13 protein-coding genes are annotated in these 17,544 nt (G+C 61.9%); 9 read left to right on the forward strand and 4 right to left on the reverse strand.

The window, feature by feature from the left end:
• Positions 1 to 22 precede the first annotated feature (22 nt).
• Positions 23 to 928 (reverse strand): LysR substrate-binding domain-containing protein, encoded by a 906-nt coding sequence (locus AC07VV_RS18020; protein WP_495036986.1) that lies wholly within the window; start codon positions 926 to 928, stop codon positions 23 to 25.
• A gap of 119 nt (positions 929 to 1,047) precedes the next feature.
• Here AC07VV_RS18020 and AC07VV_RS18025 point away from each other — a divergent pair, with 119 nt between their 5' ends.
• From AC07VV_RS18025 to AC07VV_RS18035, 3 genes are all read left to right on the forward strand, one after another.
• Entirely contained in the window at positions 1,048 to 1,686 is a 639-nt protein-coding gene (locus tag AC07VV_RS18025) for an FMN-dependent NADH-azoreductase (RefSeq protein WP_102620114.1), read from the forward strand.
• Positions 1,687 to 1,992 (forward strand): DMT family transporter, encoded by a 306-nt coding sequence (locus AC07VV_RS18030; protein ID WP_119429422.1) that lies wholly within the window; start codon positions 1,687 to 1,689, stop codon positions 1,990 to 1,992.
• Between the two features lie 91 nt (positions 1,993 to 2,083).
• Positions 2,084 to 2,974, forward strand: a complete 891-nt coding sequence (locus tag AC07VV_RS18035; RefSeq protein WP_493065798.1) for an alpha/beta fold hydrolase — start codon at positions 2,084 to 2,086, stop codon at positions 2,972 to 2,974.
• Here AC07VV_RS18035 and AC07VV_RS18040 read toward each other — a convergent pair.
• Positions 2,971 to 3,864 (reverse strand): DMT family transporter, encoded by an 894-nt coding sequence (locus tag AC07VV_RS18040; RefSeq protein ID WP_495036987.1) that lies wholly within the window; start codon positions 3,862 to 3,864, stop codon positions 2,971 to 2,973. The genes AC07VV_RS18035 and AC07VV_RS18040 overlap by 4 nt on opposite strands.
• A gap of 98 nt (positions 3,865 to 3,962) precedes the next feature.
• Between AC07VV_RS18040 and AC07VV_RS18045 the strand changes: the two genes are divergently transcribed.
• The 3 genes from AC07VV_RS18045 (at position 3,963) to AC07VV_RS18055 (ending at position 6,238) form a co-directional block, all read left to right on the forward strand.
• The gene (locus AC07VV_RS18045) at positions 3,963 to 4,757 is read left to right on the forward strand and encodes an AraC family transcriptional regulator (protein WP_096819782.1); all 795 of its coding nucleotides are present in this window, start codon (positions 3,963 to 3,965) and stop codon (positions 4,755 to 4,757) included.
• A 63-nt stretch (positions 4,758 to 4,820) separates the two neighbouring features.
• The gene (locus AC07VV_RS18050) at positions 4,821 to 5,126 is read left to right on the forward strand and encodes a PsiF family protein (RefSeq protein ID WP_025111807.1); all 306 of its coding nucleotides are present in this window, start codon (positions 4,821 to 4,823) and stop codon (positions 5,124 to 5,126) included.
• Positions 5,127 to 5,224: 98 nt separating this feature from the next.
• On the forward strand, positions 5,225 to 6,238 hold the full coding sequence (locus AC07VV_RS18055) for an AI-2E family transporter (protein ID WP_096819781.1): 1,014 nt from the start codon (positions 5,225 to 5,227) through the stop codon (positions 6,236 to 6,238).
• A gap of 50 nt (positions 6,239 to 6,288) precedes the next feature.
• Here AC07VV_RS18055 and AC07VV_RS18060 read toward each other — a convergent pair whose 3' ends face one another.
• Positions 6,289 to 7,563: an Hsp70 family protein gene (locus tag AC07VV_RS18060; protein ID WP_495036988.1), complete on the reverse strand. Its 1,275-nt coding sequence runs from the start codon at positions 7,561 to 7,563 to the stop codon at positions 6,289 to 6,291.
• 292 nt (positions 7,564 to 7,855) lie between these two features.
• Between AC07VV_RS18060 and AC07VV_RS18065 the strand changes: the two genes are divergently transcribed.
• Both AC07VV_RS18065 and AC07VV_RS18070 read left to right on the forward strand, forming a co-directional pair.
• Complete coding sequence (locus AC07VV_RS18065; RefSeq protein ID WP_096819779.1) at positions 7,856 to 8,806, forward strand: DnaJ C-terminal domain-containing protein; 951 nt, start codon at positions 7,856 to 7,858, stop codon at positions 8,804 to 8,806.
• Positions 8,807 to 8,829: 23 nt separating this feature from the next.
• Positions 8,830 to 9,135, forward strand: a complete 306-nt coding sequence (locus AC07VV_RS18070) for a chaperone modulator CbpM (protein ID WP_495036989.1) — start codon at positions 8,830 to 8,832, stop codon at positions 9,133 to 9,135.
• Between the two features lie 4 nt (positions 9,136 to 9,139).
• Here AC07VV_RS18070 and AC07VV_RS18075 read toward each other — a convergent pair whose 3' ends face one another.
• Positions 9,140 to 10,267, reverse strand: coding sequence for a sensor histidine kinase (locus tag AC07VV_RS18075; RefSeq protein ID WP_495036990.1), 1,128 nt, complete (start codon positions 10,265 to 10,267; stop codon positions 9,140 to 9,142).
• Positions 10,268 to 10,445: 178 nt separating this feature from the next.
• Between AC07VV_RS18075 and AC07VV_RS18080 the strand changes: the two genes are divergently transcribed.
• On the forward strand, positions 10,446 to 17,498 hold the full coding sequence (locus AC07VV_RS18080) for an NEL-type E3 ubiquitin ligase domain-containing protein (protein ID WP_495036991.1): 7,053 nt from the start codon (positions 10,446 to 10,448) through the stop codon (positions 17,496 to 17,498).
• Positions 17,499 to 17,544: the final 46 nt, after the last annotated feature.

Below are 17,544 nucleotides of genomic sequence, written 5' to 3' on the forward strand. Positions count from 1 at the left end.
TGATCGTAGCTTCGGGCCGAGGCTACGATCGCGGCGACAGTCCCGACAACAGCGCCTCTTCGCGCAGCCAGGCAAAAAACGCTTTCACCGGGGGATGTCGCTCGCGCCCCGGAACGCACAGGGCGCTGTAACCGGCGCCATCGACTTGCACCTCGCCCTTGTACGGCACCAGCAGACCGCTGGCGACGCTCTCCGACACCAGAATATTGCTCGCCAGCACCAGCCCTTGCCCGGCAATGGCGGCTTGCAGCGCGTAATGTTCTTCGTCGTATTCGCGGACGGCCGGGTGCTGATTCAACCAGTGCTCGCCTGACTGCGCGCACCACGCTTCCCAGCCATGGGCGTAGAGCTTCGAGTTATGCCAACGCACGCTGATCAACGCCGGGGTGCGGCGGGCGGCCAGTGCCACCTGTTCCGGCGAGCCGTACACGCCGAACGATTCATCGAACAGGCACAACCCGTGGAGGTTCGGGTAGTCGTCGAGGCTGTAGCGCAACACCAGATCGACGCTGGCGTCCTGATGCAGATCGATCACTTCGCAATGGGTGTCCAGACGCACGTTGATGTTCGGGTGTTTCGCGTAAAACCGCCCCAGTCGTGGTACCAGCCACAGCGCGGCGAACGCTGCGGTGGTCGACAGCGTCAGGCTGCTGCCGCTGCGCTGCGGGCGCAGCGTGTCGACGCTTTGCGCTACCTCCAGAAACGCCCCATGCAGGCTGCGGAACAGCCGCTCGCCACCCTCGGTCAAGCGCACCTGACGCGGCAGGCGTTCAAACAGCGCCACGCCGAGCCAGTCCTCCAGCGAGCGGATCTGATGGGAAATCGCCGTCGGCGTCACCGCCAGTTCTTCAGCGGCAGCCTTGAAGCTCAATAGCCGTGAGGCGGATTCGAACGCGCGCAGGGCGGTCAGCGGCAATGAAGCGAACATGAAAACTCCATGGATGAAATCAATTCATCCAGACTGATTTTTGCTCATTTGAGGCGGTGAGTTAATGGCAGCAATCTGGCGTCACACAGCCACTCAAGTCTAGTCCCAAGGAGATTCAGATGAGCAAGATTCTTGCGATCCATGCCAGCCCACGTGGTGAGCGCTCCCATTCGCGGCGCCTGGCGGAAAGTTTTCTCAGCGCCTGGCAAGTCCGTCATCCGCAGGCTCAGGTTACCCGTCGTGAGGTGGGGCGGGCGCTGATCCCAGCGGTCAACGAAGCGTTTGTCGCGGCGGCGTTTTACCCGGAGCCCGAAGCGCGGCCGCTGTCGATGCAGGCCGATCTGGCGCTCAGCGATCAACTGGTGGGCGAGTTGTTCGAGCACGACCTGCTGCTGATTTCCACGCCGATGTACAACTTCAACGTGCCCAGCGGCCTCAAGGCCTGGGTCGATCAGATCGTGCGCCTGGGCCTGACGTTCGATCACACCCTGGACAATGGCATCGCCCAGTACACGCCGCTGTTGCGCGGCAAGAAAGCGCTGATCGTCACCAGTCGCGGCGGTTTCGGTTTCGGCCCGGGTGGCGAGCTGGAGGCGCTGAATCACGCCGATCCATGGTTGCGCACGGCGCTGGGTTTCATCGGCATCAACGACGTCACGGTGGTCGCAGCCGAGGGCGAGGAATCCGCCGAACGCACCTTCGCGGTGTCGGTGGCCGAGGCCGAGCAGCGTTTGCTCGACCTGGCCCGGGAGTTCTAAGTGGCCTGGCTGTTTCTGCTGATTGCCGCCGGGTTCGAAGTCACCTTCGCCATGGGCATGAAGTACGCCGAGGGTTTCACCCGGCTGTGGCCGTCGCTGATCACCGTGGTCGCTGCGGTAGGCGGGATTTACTTCCTGACCCTGGCGATGCGCGAGTTGCCGGTGAGCATCGCCTACCCGATCTGGACCGCCATCGGCTCGCTCGGCACGGTGTTTCTCGGTTTCGCGCTGCTGGGCGAGAGCCTGACGTTGATGAAGTTGCTGTCGGTGGGGCTGATTGTGGCGGGGGTGGTGGGGCTGAAGTAGGCTGGTCGTGGAGTTGTCATCATCGAGGAGGATGCTTGGCGGGCGTTTTGCACGTCATGCATCCACCCACCGACCACAGGGATGTCTGCCCATGTCGCAGGATTCGGCCACACGTTATCCACTGGTGCTGGTACCGGGAATGCTCGGGTTTATCCGGCTGGTGCTGTACCCGTACTGGTACGGGATCATCGCCGCGTTGCGTCGGGGTGGTGCGACGGTGATTGCGGTGCAGGTGTCGCCGCTCAATTCCACCGAAGTGCGTGGCGAGCAGTTGCTGGCGCGCATCGATGAAATTCTGCGTGAGACCGGCGCGGCCAAGGTCAATCTGTTTGGCCATAGCCAGGGCTCGCTGACGGCGCGTTACGCGGCGGCGAAGCGCCCGGATCTGGTGGCGTCGGTGACGTCGGTGGCCGGACCCAATCACGGTTCGGAACTGGCCGACTATCTGGCGAAACACTATCCGGCAGACAGTGCCCGGGGCCGCATTCTTGAGGCACTGCTGCGTTTTGTCGGCTGGTTGATGGCACTCATGGAAACCGGTTACCACGGGCCGAAACTGCCGGTGGATATCCACGCCTCGCACCATTCCCTGACCACCGAAGGTGTGGCGCTGTTCAACCAGCGTTATCCACAGGGCTTGCCGGAAACCTGGGGCGGGCAGGGGCCGGAAGAGGTCAACGGGGTGCGGTATTACTCGTGGTCCGGCACCTTGCAGCCGGGCAAGACCGACCGCGGCGGCAACCTGTTCGACGGCACCAATCGCAGCTGCCGGTTGTTTGCCAAGACCTTCGTGCGCGAGCCGGGGCAGTGTGACGGTATGGTCGGACGCTACAGCTCGCACCTGGGCACGGTTATCGGTGATGACTACCCGATGGATCACTTCGACATCGTCAACCAGTCACTGGGACTGGTCGGCAAAGGTGCGGACCCGGTGCGGCTGTTCGTCGAGCACGCGGCGCGGTTGAAAGCCGCCGGGGTTTAGGCGGCGCTCGGGGTGCGGGAGCGGCCGAGGACGGTCGTCCAGCGCTCGGAAAGAATCACCCCGCCCAAGGTCAGCAAACCGCCCACCAGGTGATACATCGCCAGTTGCTCCTTCAGCACCACCGCGGCAATCAGCGCGGTGATCAACGGCAGCAGGTTGAAGAACAACGTGGTCCGGCTTGGCCCCAGGCGCTGAACGGCCTGCATCCACGCCAGTGGCGCGAGCATCGAGGCCAGCAGGCACGCGTAGAGCACCAGCGGAATGTTCTGTAGGGTCAGGCCGGTTTTCGGCGACGCGGCGTACAACGGAAACAGCACCACCACCGCTACCAGCACCTGCAAGTACAGCAACACCAATGGCGGCAAACGCAGCTGCCATTTTTTCAGCAGGGTGCTGTAGATCGCGTAGGCGAGGGTGGCGATCAGCATCATCGCGTCACCGAGGTTCACCCCGTGTTGCAGCAATGCGCCGAGGCTGCCGGACGACACCACCACCAGCACACCGGCGAACGACAGCACCGCACCGACCAGCGCACCGGCGGTCAGGCGCTGGCCGAGGCTGATGATTGCCATCGCCAGCGACATCAACGGCATCAGCGACAGGATGATGCCCATGTTGGTGGCGGTGGTCATGGTCGCGGCGAAGTAGGCCAGGCTCTGATAGACCGCCATGCCGAGCACGCCAAGGATGAAAATCTTGCCCAGGTTCGGGCGGATCTGCGGCCAGTGCGCGATTACCTTCCTGAGCATGAACGGGGTAAACAGCAAACCGGCCAGCAGCCAGCGGTAGAAGCCGATTTCGGCGGGAAAGATCGCACCGACGGCAAGCTTGTTGATCACGGTGTTGCCGGCCCAGATGAAAATCGCCAGCAGGGGAAACGCGTATTGCATGGGAAGAGAAACCAGTACGTTGATGAACGGTGATTATCCCCTGTCTGGATGCAGGCCTATACTGCGAACCGGACAACCTGCCTCTGATTCCGGACAGCATGAACAGTAAACACATCGATCTGCTGGATTTCAGCGAACTGCCGTCGGCGGTGTATTTCCGCTATGCCGACTTCAACGCCCACGAATACGCCGCGCCGCACCGCCATCCGTGGGGCACGCTGGAATACGCGGCCCACGGCGTGCTGCACATGGATGTCGACGGCAGCCGCTTCATGTCGCCACCGCAGTACGCGGTGTGGGTGCCACCGCAGGTCGAGCACAGTTTCTACAGTCATCAGCCGGTCAATTATCGGGCGGTGTGCCTGGCGCCCGAGGTGTGCGCGGATTTACCGGCGCAGGCTTGCACCCTGGCGATCAGCGACATTCTCAAGGCAATCCTCAAGGACTTCGCCGCCCGGGATGTGAAGATCCCCGCGTTCGATGCCGACCAGCGCCTGGCCCAGGTGCTGGTGGATCAACTGCGACAGGCGCCGGTTCATCAGTGTTATCTGCCATACGCCAGCAGTCCCGGGTTGCTGACCATCCTCGAAACCCTGCAGGCCGAGCCCGGCAACAATGAACCGCTGGCGCACTGGGCGGCGCAGGTGCATGTCAGCGAGCGCACCCTGGCCCGGCAATTCGTGCGAGAGTTGGGGATGAGTTTCGGCGAATGGCGCCAGCGACTGCGCTATCTGGCGGCCATCGAGGCGCTGGAAAGTACGCGCAGTGTGCAGGAAATCGCCTTCGATCTCGGCTACAGCAGCGGCTCGGCGTTCATCGCCATGTTTGCCCGGCAGGCCGGATGTACGCCGGAACAATACCGGCGTAGCCATCTGGAGACTAGGAAGGTGTAACAAGCTTTGACTACACTCAGCCGGAGGCCGCCTCCATCGATGCGGCAACAAGGAGAAAACTCCATGAAGATGTTGCGTGTCCCTTTGTTGATGATCGGTCTGCTGCTGTGCTCCCAGGGTTTTGCCGCCACGGCGCAACAGAACAAGATGACCACTTGCAACGCCGACGCCACGGCCAAGAGCCTGAAAGGCGATGAGCGCAAGACCTTCATGAGCACTTGCCTCAAGGCAGCGCCGGCGGCCAACGACGCCAAGACCCTGACCCCGCAGCAGGAAAAGATGAAAACCTGTAATGCCGACGCCAAGACCAAGGCCCTGACCGGCGATGCGCGCAAAACCTTCATGAGTGATTGCCTGAAGAAAAAATAAGATCGACAGATCGCAGCGAGCGGCAGGGCATCCGCTCGCTTCGGCGCTGGATCGCTGGCAGACTGCCAATCCTTTTACGCCGTTCGTTTTGAGGCTGTATGCCAACGTTTTCTGAGCGTCATGTTGTGTTCTGGGTCAGTTGCATCATCATTTTCGGCGGTTTGCTGCTGGTGTTGCCGCTGCGTCTGTTGCCCAGTCTGTTGGCCGGTTTGTTGGTGTTCGAGCTGGTCAACATGCTCACCCCACAACTGCAACGGCTGATCGAAGGCCGCCGCGCGCGCTGGCTGGCGGTGGCGTTGCTGGGCACGCTGGTGGTGAGTGTGCTGGCGCTGATCTTTGCCGGAGCCATCAGTTTCCTGCTGCACGAGGCGGAAAACCCCGGGGCTTCCCTCGACAAATTCATGGGCGTGGTCGATCGTGCGCGCGGGCAACTGCCGCCGTTTGTCGATGCTTATCTGCCGGCCAGTGCCGCGGAGTTTCGCGTGGCCATCGGTGAATGGCTGAGCAAGCACTTGTCCGACCTGCAACTGGTGGGCAAGGACGCGGCGCACATGTTCGTGACCTTGCTGATCGGCATGGTGCTCGGTGCGATCATCGCTCTGCAGCGTGTACCGGATGTCACCAAGCGCAAGCCGCTGGCGGCCGCATTGTTCGATCGTCTGCACCTGCTGGTTCAGGCGTTTCGCAATATCGTTTTTGCGCAGATCAAGATTTCCCTGCTCAACACCTTCTTCACCGGGATCTTCCTGGCGGTGATCCTGCCGCTGTTCGGGATCAAGCTGCCGCTGACCAAGACCCTGATCGTGCTGACGTTCCTGCTCGGCTTGCTGCCGGTGATCGGCAACCTGATGTCGAACACGCTGATCACCATCGTCGGCCTGTCGTTGTCGATCTGGGTGGCGATTGCCGCGCTGGGCTACCTGATCTTTATCCACAAGCTCGAATACTTCCTCAACGCGCGCATCGTCGGCGGGCAGATCAGTGCCAAGTCCTGGGAGTTGCTGCTGGCGATGCTGGTGTTCGAGGCCGCGTTCGGCCTGCCGGGGGTGGTGGCGGGGCCGATCTATTACGCGTATCTGAAGAGTGAGTTGAAGCTGGGCGGGATGGTTTAAGCGGGTAGATTGATCGTTCCCGCGCGAGCGTGGGAACGATCAGTACGGTGTCAGTTCACCGAGCCATAGCGTTTCATGGCTTCAATCGCCAGGCCGCTGCCGATGCTGCCGAAGATATTGCCTTCCACATGCCGCGCGTTCGGCAGCATCGCCGAGACGCTGTTGCGCAGTGCCGGAATACCGCTCGAACCACCAGTGAAGAACACCGTATCGACCTGACCCACCGCCACATTGGCGTCCGCCAGCAACTGGGTGACGCTGCCGCGCACGCGCTCGAGCTGCGACTCGATGGCCGACTCGAACAACGCCCGGGTCAGTTCCACGCTCAGGCCTGACTCGATGCGATCCAGCGGCACGTGGCGGCTGTCGTTGTGGGTCAGCTGGATCTTGGTTTCTTCCACTTCCATCGCCAGCCAGTGCCCGGCGCGCTGTTCGATCAGCTTGAACAGACGGTCGATGCCGCCGGTGTCCTCGATGTCATAACGCATGCTGCCCAGGGCCAGGGTCGATTTCTGCGAGTACACCGAGTTGATGGTGTGCCAGGTCGCCAGGTTCATGTGGTGACTGGTCGGCATGAACGCGCCGCTCTTCATGCGGCTGCCGTAGCCGAACAGCGGCATCAGGCCTTGCAGGCTCAACTGCTTGTCGAAATCGGTCCCGCCGATGTGCACGCCGCCGGTAGCGAGGATGTCGTCGTGACGGTTATCCATGCCCCGACGCTCGGGCGACAGGCGCACCAGCGAGAAGTCCGATGTACCACCGCCGATGTCGACGATCAGTACCAGCTCTTCCTTTTCGATGGTCGACTCGTAGTCGAAGGCCGCAGCGATCGGCTCGTACTGGAACGACACATCCTTGAAACCGAGCTTGCGCGCCACCTCCACCAGGGTGTCTTCGGCTTCCTGGTCGGCCAGCGGATCGTCGTCGACGAAGAACACCGGACGGCCCAGCACCACCTGCTCGAACTCACGACCGGCAGCAGTTTCCGCACGGCTCTTGAGCTGGCCGATGAACAGCCCGAGCAAGTCCTTGAACGGCATCGCCGTGCCGAGGACGCTGGTGTCGTGCTTGATCAGCTTGGAACCGAGCAGGCTCTTGAGTGAGCGCATCAGCCGGCCTTCGTAGCCTTCCAGGTATTCGTGCAGCGCCAGGCGACCGTAAACCGGGCGGCGCTCCTCGATGTTGAAGAAGACCACCGACGGCAGGGTGATCTTGTCGTCTTCCAGCGCGATCATCGTTTCCATGCCGGGGCGCAGCCAGCCGACGGTGGAGTTGGACGTGCCAAAGTCGATGCCGCAGGCACGGGCTGGAGAGGCGTCTTTCATGTCTTTCGGTTCCGGTCAAAAAAACGGCCGCGCAGTGTATGCCAGTGCGCGACAGATTCGAAGGCCGGTCATCTGCTATTTCGCTACTAAACTGCCTTGAAAGCCCGAGCTTTGCCCCAAACTTGCTGGCATGGGCCGGCAGACATACCGGCGGTCGCAAGAACCGCCGTCCACTGCCGATAAACTTCTGCTGCGCCACCCGGTCACAAGTTTGAGATCGGTCAACCTGGCACGCGCGAATCGGCGCATGCTGACGGCGGCGCGAAACCGATAACGGATGGTGACTCCTTCAATGGACTTCAAAGACTATTACAAGATACTCGGCGTGGAGCCGACGGCTGACGACAAGGCAATCAAGGCTGCCTATCGCAAGCTTGCGCGCAAATACCACCCCGATGTCAGCAAGGAAAAAGACGCCGAGGCCAAGTTCAAGGACGCCTCGGAAGCCTATGAAGCGCTGAAAAGTGCCGACAAGCGCGCCGAATACGACGACCTGCGCCGCTATGGCCAGCACGGTCAACCGTTCCAGGGCCCACCGGGCTGGCAGAGCCGTGGCGGCTTCGGTGGCGGTGGTGGCGACACCGGGGACTTCTCGGACTTCTTCAGTTCGATCTTCGGCAATCGCGGCCCCGGTTTCGGTGGCGGCGAAGGCCGGCAATCCCGCAGTGCGGGGCGCAGAGGGCAAGACGTGGAACTGGAACTGCCGATCTTTCTCGAAGAGACGCTTTCGAACGAATCGAAAAAAATCAGCTTCCAGGTGCCGCAGTACAACGGTTCCGGCCAGCACGTCAGCAACACCAGCAAGAGCCTGAACGTGAAGATCCCGGCGGGCGTGACCGACGGCGAGCGCATCCGCCTCAAGGGCCAGGGTGCACCGGGCATCGGTGGCGGCGCCAATGGCGATCTGTACCTGACCATCCGTTTCGCGCCGCACCCGAAATTCGACGTTGAAGGCGAAAACCTGATCATCACCTTGCCGCTCGCTCCTTGGGAGCTGGCGCTGGGCGCCGAAGTGGCCGTGCCTACCCTGACCGGCAAGATCAACCTCAAGGTGCCGGCCGGCAGCCAGAACGGCCAGCGCATGCGCGCCAAGGGCCATGGTCTGCAGAACAAGGCCGGCGAGCGCGGTTATCTGTTCGTCCAGCTCAAGGCCGTGATGCCGAAGGCTGCGGGCGATGACGTCAAGGCGCTGTGGCAGGAACTGGCGAAGAAAGCCGCCTTCAACCCGCGAGAGAACTTCTGAACCCGGCGACGGAGTAGCCCATCATGAGCAGCCCCCTGATCGTTCAACTGGACATGGCAGAATTCTGTGAGGCGGCCGACCTGTCGGACGTCTACGTGATCGAAATCGTCGAACACGGCATCCTCGAACCTCAGGGCGCGCAGCCCCGGGAATGGCGTTTCACCGATTACGAACTTGCCCTGGCCAAACGCGCCGCCAAGCTGCGGCGCGATCTGGAGCTGGAGTGGGAAGGCGTCGCCCTGGCGCTGGACCTGCTGGAAGAAGTGAAGGAACTGCGCGCCGAGAACCAGATGCTCCGCCAGCGTCTGGCGCGGCTGGTGGTCGAGTAGCGATTCAGGCCTGTTTCGGCAGTACCACGCTGAACTGCGTTCCTTCGGCTTCGCTTGAGCTGACTTCGATCGTCCCGCCGTGGGCGATCACCACCTCCTTGATGATGAACAGCCCCAGGCCAAGGCTGGTCGACGGCTGCCCGAGTTCTTCGTCGGCGCTGCGCACCAACGGATCGAAAATCGTGCCAATCGCGTCTTCCGGAATCGGCACGCCGTCGTTATGCACGCTCAGGTGTACGTTGTCGGCGTCGCCACGCAGATCAACGCTCACCTCGCGGGGATCGGATCCGTGCTGCAAGGCGTTGCCGATCAGGTTCTGCAACAGTTGATCGATCCGTCCGACATCCCAGAAACCACGGGTATCGCCGTTGACGATCAAGGTCGGATCGCATTCCGGATTGCCGGCGCAGGCTTCGGCGATGGCTGCGCGGGCAGCATCGGCCAGATCCATCGCCACCGGGTTGATCGGCAGGCTCTTGCCCAGACGACTGCGCACCAGTTCCAGCAGATCGCTGACCATCGCCGCCATGTGCCGCGCCCCGTGTTTGATGTTCAGCGCACAGGTCAGCGCATCGCCTTCCAGGACGGTTTTGCGCATCAGCACTTCGGTCGACATGCTGACCGCTTGCAGCGGTGCGCGCAGGTCGTGACCGAGGATGGCGAGGAAAATGTCGCGCGAACGGTTGACCTGCTCGGCGTAGGCCGCCGTCGATTCGGCGAGGGCTTCATCGATGGCTTCGTTGAAGCGGATCATGTCCTGAAAGTACGCCATGTCCGGCGATTGCAGCGAATTGACCCACAGGCGGATCACACAGGCGCGCAAATGCCGGAATTCCGAAGTCATCTGCACCAGGTCAAACCCGACGGTATGGCGCAACTCGCCATGGCTGGCGCCGGCCTCGTCCAGACTTGGGGTTTTCTCCGGGCCTTCACCCTTGGCCTTGGCGAGCTGCTCGCTCGCGGTCTGTGCGGTTTCCATGTCGCGCGCGGCGGCCAGCAGAATCGCTCGGGCATGATCGCGCAGCGCTACCCGATCCATGGTGTCGGCTGCCGGGGTGATGGTCCGGGCGAACTGCTCCCACTCCTCGACGATGTGATCCGCGTGTTGCCTGATGAATTCGGATAAACGCATGTCCGGGTTCCTGGAAATTCAAGGCGGGGCGTTCGAATATTAGTCCCTTTGCGCGGGAAAGATAGCGCCGCTCGAGCCTGACATTTCCGCTGACAAGACGCCGTACTGCGAGACATATGTACCGCAGCCACGGAGGTTCGCCATGGTCTGCTTTCGCTCCATTTCAAGGAGCGAAATCATGTCCGAAATCCCTGTCACCTCGCCTTCGCCAGATAATGCTGCACCGTCGCCGGTGCCGGTCGTGACGCAAAGTCTGCACGCCGGTTTCCTTCAGCAGGCCAGCCCCGACTGGTTGATCAACGCACCGGTTCAGCAGCGTGAAGGGCTGAAAAGTGCCGATAACGCCACACCCGACTGGTACAGGCGCGCCTCGCGCGATCAACGCAAGGCGGTGGGCGACGCCGTGACTGCCAGCCTCGCTGCCCAGGCTCGCCTGGACAAGGTCATGTCGGGCTTCCAGGACATCGACAGCTTCGCCGCGCCATTGCTGACCAAGGCCCTCAAGGACCGCTTCAACGTGACGCTGGACGTCAACAAGACCTGGCTGCTGCTGAACAAACCGGTGGAGATGGGGATTTTTGCCATCGACATCGATTTCTTCGAAGTCCTGAAGCTGCCTTTGCTGCAAGCGGCCCTGCACAATTTCGAAGCCCGTGAATGCAAAAGTGGCGCCTTTCATGAAACCTCGGGATTTCGCGGGGAAACCTCGACACCCGGCACGCTTGCGCCGCTGAGCACGCCCCTGACGGTCGAGCAATTCACCGGCCTGTGTCGTTCGCTGGACATCGGGGCGAAATACCAGGCTTACCTCAAGGATTTCCTGCGCCCCAAGGACGCGGTGGCCGAACATGTGCTGCGCGACAAATTCATCGACGCGCATAAAGCCGCGCTGCGTGCGGCAGCCGAACTGGCGTTGGTCAAAGGTGATATCGGACGCGAGGACTACACCTCGATTCGCTCGATCCTCAACGGTGAACTGGCACCGCGTCAGGGCCGCCGGCAGATATGGTTTCGCGAGCTGGGCCTGATGGGCCGGCGCATGACCGGTTGCGTGATGTTCACGATCTGCGAGAAGTACCGCTACAGCGACGACTCTATCCTGTATATCCCGGGTGATCCCTACCATCCGCTCAAACGCTACAAGGGTCGGGAAATCGCAGCGATGTTCAAGCAGCGGTTCACCGCACCCGATGCTACTCAGGCTCATCCTGCAGAACCCAATAGCTACCAGCGGTTTTTCAGCCAGTTCGTCGCGTATGCCGACCGACCGCGCTACTTCGGCGAGTTCACCGACGACACGCCGAACCGCACGTTCTCACAAAGGCTGGCGCCCTACGAGCCGCTGCTCAACGAGTTTTTCAAGGCGCTCAACCCGATCAACGCGGCGCTGACAGGGATCCGCGAATTGCCACCCGCACCGCCGATCGAACAGGTGCCGAATGCTGAGCCGTATCTGAACCCGGTTGACCTGTCCCGCAAGGGGGGCGGGATCTGGTCGGACAATGTCGATCTGTGGAATTACCAATTCGAGCAGCATCGTGATCGGTTGATCGCCGATACCCGCAGCCATGCCGTGCCCACAGCGGACGTCGACGCCAAAGTGCGCTCGGAGAAGCTCGCGACATTGTTGAACATCGGCATGCTGGTGCTGATGGGCGTCTCGATGTTCGTGCCGGTGCTCGGTGAAGTGATGATGGTGGTGATGGCCGGGCAACTGTTCGAAGAAACCTTTGAAGGTGCCATCGAGTGGAGCGAAGGTGATCGCAAGGCTGCCAAGGCTCATCTGATCGATGTCGCGCAAAACCTCGCGTTGATTGCCTTGATGGCGGGGGCCGGCAAGGGGCTTGCTCGGCTGACCGCTGCCAGATCGACACCCGTCATCGAGAACCTGCATCAGGTGCAATTGCCCGACGGCACGACCCGTTTGTGGAAACCTGACCTGAGTGGCTACGAGAGTCCGGTCACGCTGGATCCGCACGCGATGCCGAATGCGCTGGGGCAGTACGAGGCCGGAGAAAAAACCTGCATCCGGCTCGACGGCAAGACCTACCAGCAGACTTACGACGAGTCGATCAAGGCCTGGCGCATCCGGCATCCGAGCGATCCGCAGGCCTATCAGCCGCCCCTGGCGCACAACGGCGCCGGCGCATGGCGGCATACCCTGGAACGCCCGCAGGACTGGGATCGATTGACGCTGTTGCGGCGCATCGGCCACAGCACCGTGCCCTTCGCTGACGCACAGTTGCTGACGCTGGCCGATGTCGCCGGTGTGAGCGATAACGCACTGCGCAAGATGCATCTGGACAATGCTTTGCCGCCGCCGGAGCTGGTGGACGCCATGCAGCTGTTCAACGTCGAGCGGGAGGCCGGATTGATCGTCGAACAGGCCGCAGGCACGCAGGCGATCGACACTCGATTCATGCACCTGTTGCCGATGCTTCCCGACATGCCACGCTGGCCGTTCGGGCGCAGGTTGCAGATCTACGACAGCCCTGACCTCTCGGGACGCGCACTCGGCTACGGCGCGAAACGCGGCGGCAAGGCGCCGATCCGGATCAGCCGGGCCGACGTGCTGAACGGTGCGTTGCCGACGCGGATACTCGCGATGCTTGATGAAGCGGAGACGGTTCGTCTGTTGGGGGGCGAGCCTGCACGCGTCCGAACCGCGAGGGCACAGGAGCTCTCCAGACAGATTGCCGACTTCGCCAGCACGCAACAACCCGCGTTGTTCGACAGCCTGCTCAAGGGAACCGCCCCCGTCGAACACCGGGTGGCAAAGCTGCAACGCGTCATTCCCGGCCTGACCGACCGTGCGGCCGCGACAGCGTTGGGACAAGCCGATGCCGGGGAACTGGCACGGCTGGACAGCGCAGCGAAGGTCCCGCTGCATTTGCAGGAACTGGCTCGCTGGTATGGCCAGGCAGGGCGCTTGACCCGGGCTCTGGCCGGGTTACGCAGTGAAACCATGGCCTCACCCGACAGCCGCCATCTCGCGTTGCAGACGTTGGGCCGGCTGCCCGGCTGGTCCGATGACGTGCGCCTGGAAATCCGCGAAGGCAGTATCAGTGGGCCAATGCTGGACGCCATCGGCAGCGAAACGGCTTCCACCCACAAGTATCTGGTCAAGTACGGTGATGCCTATCAAGCGGTGAATGAGCGTGGCGAACCGCTCAACAGCATTCCCCACAAAGGCGACAATTTTTTCGCCTCGTTGATGCATGCCTTGCCCGATCAGGCTCGTCATGCGCTGGGGCTACCGAGTGTCTGGCAGAGCGCCGATTTGCAAGGTGCGATCTTTGATCGAGCGCTCACCGAGCGCAGTCAGTCTGCACAGATTCTGCGTGCAGGTGCCGCAGAAAAAACCTGGTTCAGACCGCCGCAACGCATTGCCCCCAAACTGCTCGGCTATCCCGCCAGTGGAGACGGGCCGGGGCCGAATCCGGCGTTGACCGGCCATGTCCAGAGCGTCTACCCGGCGTTGACGGATGCCCAGGCACGCGGCTTCATTCTTGAACAATGGCGTCTGGGCAAGACCGACCAGCAGATCTTTCATTTGCTCAACAACCGGCTGAGCGAGTGGCGGGAGCTGGAAACGACACTCGATCAATGGCTGATGTCGCAGAATCTGCATTGGCGCACTGCCCGAGACGAATTCGTCAGCGTGGTGCAAAACATCAAGGACTGTTGGCGCAATGCACCGTTGGCCGAACACAATCCGCAAGCGGCCCGCCTGACGCTGATCAGTGACGCGCCGCTGCCGCCATTGACGGCGGATTTCTCTCACGTCCGCGAACTGACACTGCGCGCCCCGGTGGTCGGTGACACGCTTGCAGCGTTCCCCAATGTTGAAAAGCTGGTGATGAGCACTGGCATCGCGGAATTCGACAAGGTCTTCTCGACCTTGAAGACACTGCGACACATGACCCGGCTGAAACTGGCCACACCCCTCACGGGCGCCGTGGCGTCGAGGATCAGGGAACTGACCCGGCTCGAGGAGCTGGAGCTGCACTGTACCGGCAGCGGCGCCAACCCAGTGGTGCCGGTGCAGCTTGATGTCAGCGGCATGCGTCAGCTGCGCAGACTCGAAATCGGTAGCCCGCAAATGCATCAATGGCCGCGCGGCGTTCTGGATTTGCCGCGACTGGAACGCCTGAACCTGCGATCGACTGCGATCAATACCTTGCCGATGGAAATCTATGAAGGCCACCAGCGACTGCTGTCCGGCCTGTCACTGGACTGGTCGAAGTTCCCGCGCCGGGTGTTCAAGCCGATCTACGAATTCGTCCGCAGTCAGCCTCGGCATCTGATCGATCTGGACGAAATGGTTGCCGACTACTGTCGCGGTGAGCTCAAGCGTTTTGTCGGTATGGAGCCCAGTCTGTTCGATGTCTTGAGCAATGGTTTCAAGGCGCAATGGACAGATGCCGGGAGCCGGCTCGCCGCCATCGAAGCCCTGAGTGAACAGTTCAGCGAACTCAACCGGCTGGCGGAGTGGGTCGGTTCCGAACCGACCATTGCCAATGGTGGCGCCGCACGCTCGGCCGTCGCCGAAGCCTTGCGGAACAATTGGCGCAGTGGTTTGTTCCAGCGATACGGCGCACGTACCGAAAGCGTGTTTTTCAACCTGTATGTCAGTCTGCCCACCGATCCCTCGGTGCTGGATATTCTGGGTTCTCCCGTGGACAGTCTGCCGGTCTTGTCGGCTGAAGGTTTCAGCCACGTCAGAAGCCTGCACCTGGCCGGGTTGCAGGCCCCGGTCGAGCAGTTGCGCGGTTTCATTCGTACCTTCCGCGGAGTCGATACCCTCGACCTGAGCCATTGTGGCTTGACTGAACTGCCGCTGGAACCGGGCGACCTGCCGGCGCTCGAAACCCTGAACCTGCACGACAATCCTTTGGAGCGTGTCGACGTGCGCGGCATGAATCGCTTGATGGCGCTGGACCTGAGTTCGACGGCCCTGCGCGAATGGCCGGCCGGTGCCGAGGATCTTCCGGAACTGACCTGGCTGGACCTCAGCGACAGCCAGTTGACCTCGCTGCCGGATGCGCTGCTGGCGCGTGATGCATTGTTATTGGATACCAGCCTGACCGGCACCCCGTTGAACCCGCAAGCCAAAGCCGCGCTCGCCACTGCGCGGCAGAGGATCGAAGGCACCCGAGGCCTGGCCCCCGGATCGTTGCAGCGTTTTGCGCTGGAGGAACCGTGGCACCGTACACCGCCCACCGAAAGTGGTTCGGTCATCGCGCGGCGCCTGTTGCCATTGCCGCCACGGGTGGCTGCAGTTGAAGGCCCGGCCGGATGGGGCGCGCGCTTGCGCCGCCTGCACTCGCAGTACGACAACACTCGGGCACAACAGGCCATCGAACGGATGCTGGGCGCGGGGCTGACCGAGGTGCAGATCAGTACGCGAATCGACGCATGGGAACAGACATTCGAGTCGCTGACGCGGCGCCTCAACGATTGGCTGTTCACTCATGAAACCCGTGGTATGGATTGGACCGTGTCGTCGCGCACTCGCCAGATCGCCGCGCGGCGCATCATCGAATGCTGGCGGGACGGTACGATCGACTGGAATGGCGTCGTTGATCGCGAGCTGAACCTCGACGGCCTGCAAGTAGGCAATCTGCCTGAACTGACGGACGTGTTTCCGGCGGTGAGCACCCTGAACCTGGCGGGGGTCAAGCTTTCCACCGACGGCTCCAATGCGTTCCTCAGGGCATTCACGCAGGTGCGCCGACTCAATCTCAGCGGCAACCACTTGCCGGCTATCCCCGAGCCTGTCGGGCAAATGCATCGGCTGGCGCGACTGGAACTGTCGTTTACCGGCCTTGCGGATTCCTCGGCGCTGTCTCAAACGCTTGAAGGTTTGACCCAGTTGCAATGGCTGGATCTGAGCCATAACAGCCTGCGTACGTTCAGTGTCGCTCGCCTCGGGCGACTGGAGCGGCTGGATCTGCGCGACAACCTGCTCACGGCCTGGCCGGAAGGGGTATTGCAAGCCCCGCACTTGCAGGCGATCGATTTGAGCAACAACGAAATATCGTCAATTCCTCAGCAGCTGTATGACGGCAGCCATGCTGCGCTGATTGCCGGCAGCAATCTTTCGGAGAACTACGAACTGTCGCAGCAAAGCCTCGTTCGGCTGCGCGAATACGCTGATGCGAATGGGCGTCGTGATGCGCTGGGCATGACATATTCGGATATCGACCGGATGATCGACGATCTGGACAGCACCACTGAAAGCGATGCCGAGGGTGTGGGGACCGAAAGCGATCTCGAGTCGGATGAGGTCATTCCACCACTCGCCGAAACGGTTCTCGACCAGCAAGCGACGCCGTGGATTGAAAACATTCCGCCAGAGGACGCCACACGTTATCGGGCCATGTGGCAACGGTTGGCCGCCGAACCCGACAAAGCGGCTTTCTTCCATCTGCTGTCGCGGATGCCGGACACCGAAGAATTCCGGGTGTTTCGCGCCGACCTGACTCGACGGGTCTGGGAAATCGTCGAGGCGGCCGATGGCAGCCAGGAGCTGCGCGATACGCTGTTTTCCATGGCGACCACGCACACGACCTGCGTCGACGGGCGAACTCTGGCGCTCAGCGAAATCGAGGTCAAAGTGTATGAGTACAACGCCTTGCGACACCTGCAGCCAGGTCTTGCGGCGAAAGGGCGTGCCTTGCTCGATCTGTCGCGACAGCTGTTTCGCCTGGGTGAGGTGGAAAAACTCGCGGCGCGCAGCATGGGCCGTCACGCCGATCCTGCGGAAGTGCGCCTGCAGTATCGAATCGGCCTGACGTCGGGTTGGGAGGATGGTCTGCAACTGCCGGGGCAACCCAGTCACATGCGGTTTGCCCGGCCGCTCAGGGGCGAGGATCTGGCAGCCGCTCGCGCTGCGGTGGTGAAGGCTGAAAAAGGCGAGGGGTTCTATGAGGAGCTGATCAGCCGTGATTACTGGGTGCAGTACCTGACCGAGAAATACCCGGATCAACTCGGCGCCCTCAAACGCAGAACCGATGAAAAACTGCAGCGGCTCGAAGATGAGCACGAAGACGTGACCAGCACGGCGTACCAGGAGGCGGTGCAGATGCTCGAGATCGAACGCGGTATTGAGCGCAATCAGCAGCTGATTGCTCTGTCGCGCCTGGAAACAGGCGAGCCGGTGACGGTCGGGCTCGATGAGGAGCAGCCAGGCACTTCACGTTATTTGATGGACACCTCAACCCGCTGAAGTGTCGGCAGTCCCGGTCGTCGAAAGCCTCGACGACCGGGGCACT

Source organism: Pseudomonas sp. GW821-FHT02C04, assembly GCF_059421845.1.

Coding starts and splice junctions, on each gene's coding strand:
- AC07VV_RS18020 (WP_495036986.1), bottom strand. CDS start 928: ATGTTCGCTTCATTGCCGCTGACCGCCCTGCGCGCGTTCGAATCCGCC.
- AC07VV_RS18025 (WP_102620114.1), top strand. CDS start 1,048: ATGAGCAAGATTCTTGCGATCCATGCCAGCCCACGTGGTGAGCGCTCC.
- AC07VV_RS18035 (WP_493065798.1), top strand. CDS start 2,084: ATGTCGCAGGATTCGGCCACACGTTATCCACTGGTGCTGGTACCGGGA.
- AC07VV_RS18040 (WP_495036987.1), bottom strand. CDS start 3,864: ATGCAATACGCGTTTCCCCTGCTGGCGATTTTCATCTGGGCCGGCAAC.
- AC07VV_RS18045 (WP_096819782.1), top strand. CDS start 3,963: ATGAACAGTAAACACATCGATCTGCTGGATTTCAGCGAACTGCCGTCG.
- AC07VV_RS18050 (WP_025111807.1), top strand. CDS start 4,821: ATGAAGATGTTGCGTGTCCCTTTGTTGATGATCGGTCTGCTGCTGTGC.
- AC07VV_RS18055 (WP_096819781.1), top strand. CDS start 5,225: ATGCCAACGTTTTCTGAGCGTCATGTTGTGTTCTGGGTCAGTTGCATC.
- AC07VV_RS18060 (WP_495036988.1), bottom strand. CDS start 7,563: ATGAAAGACGCCTCTCCAGCCCGTGCCTGCGGCATCGACTTTGGCACG.
- AC07VV_RS18065 (WP_096819779.1), top strand. CDS start 7,856: ATGGACTTCAAAGACTATTACAAGATACTCGGCGTGGAGCCGACGGCT.
- AC07VV_RS18070 (WP_495036989.1), top strand. CDS start 8,830: ATGAGCAGCCCCCTGATCGTTCAACTGGACATGGCAGAATTCTGTGAG.
- AC07VV_RS18075 (WP_495036990.1), bottom strand. CDS start 10,267: ATGCGTTTATCCGAATTCATCAGGCAACACGCGGATCACATCGTCGAG.
- AC07VV_RS18080 (WP_495036991.1), top strand. CDS start 10,446: ATGTCCGAAATCCCTGTCACCTCGCCTTCGCCAGATAATGCTGCACCG.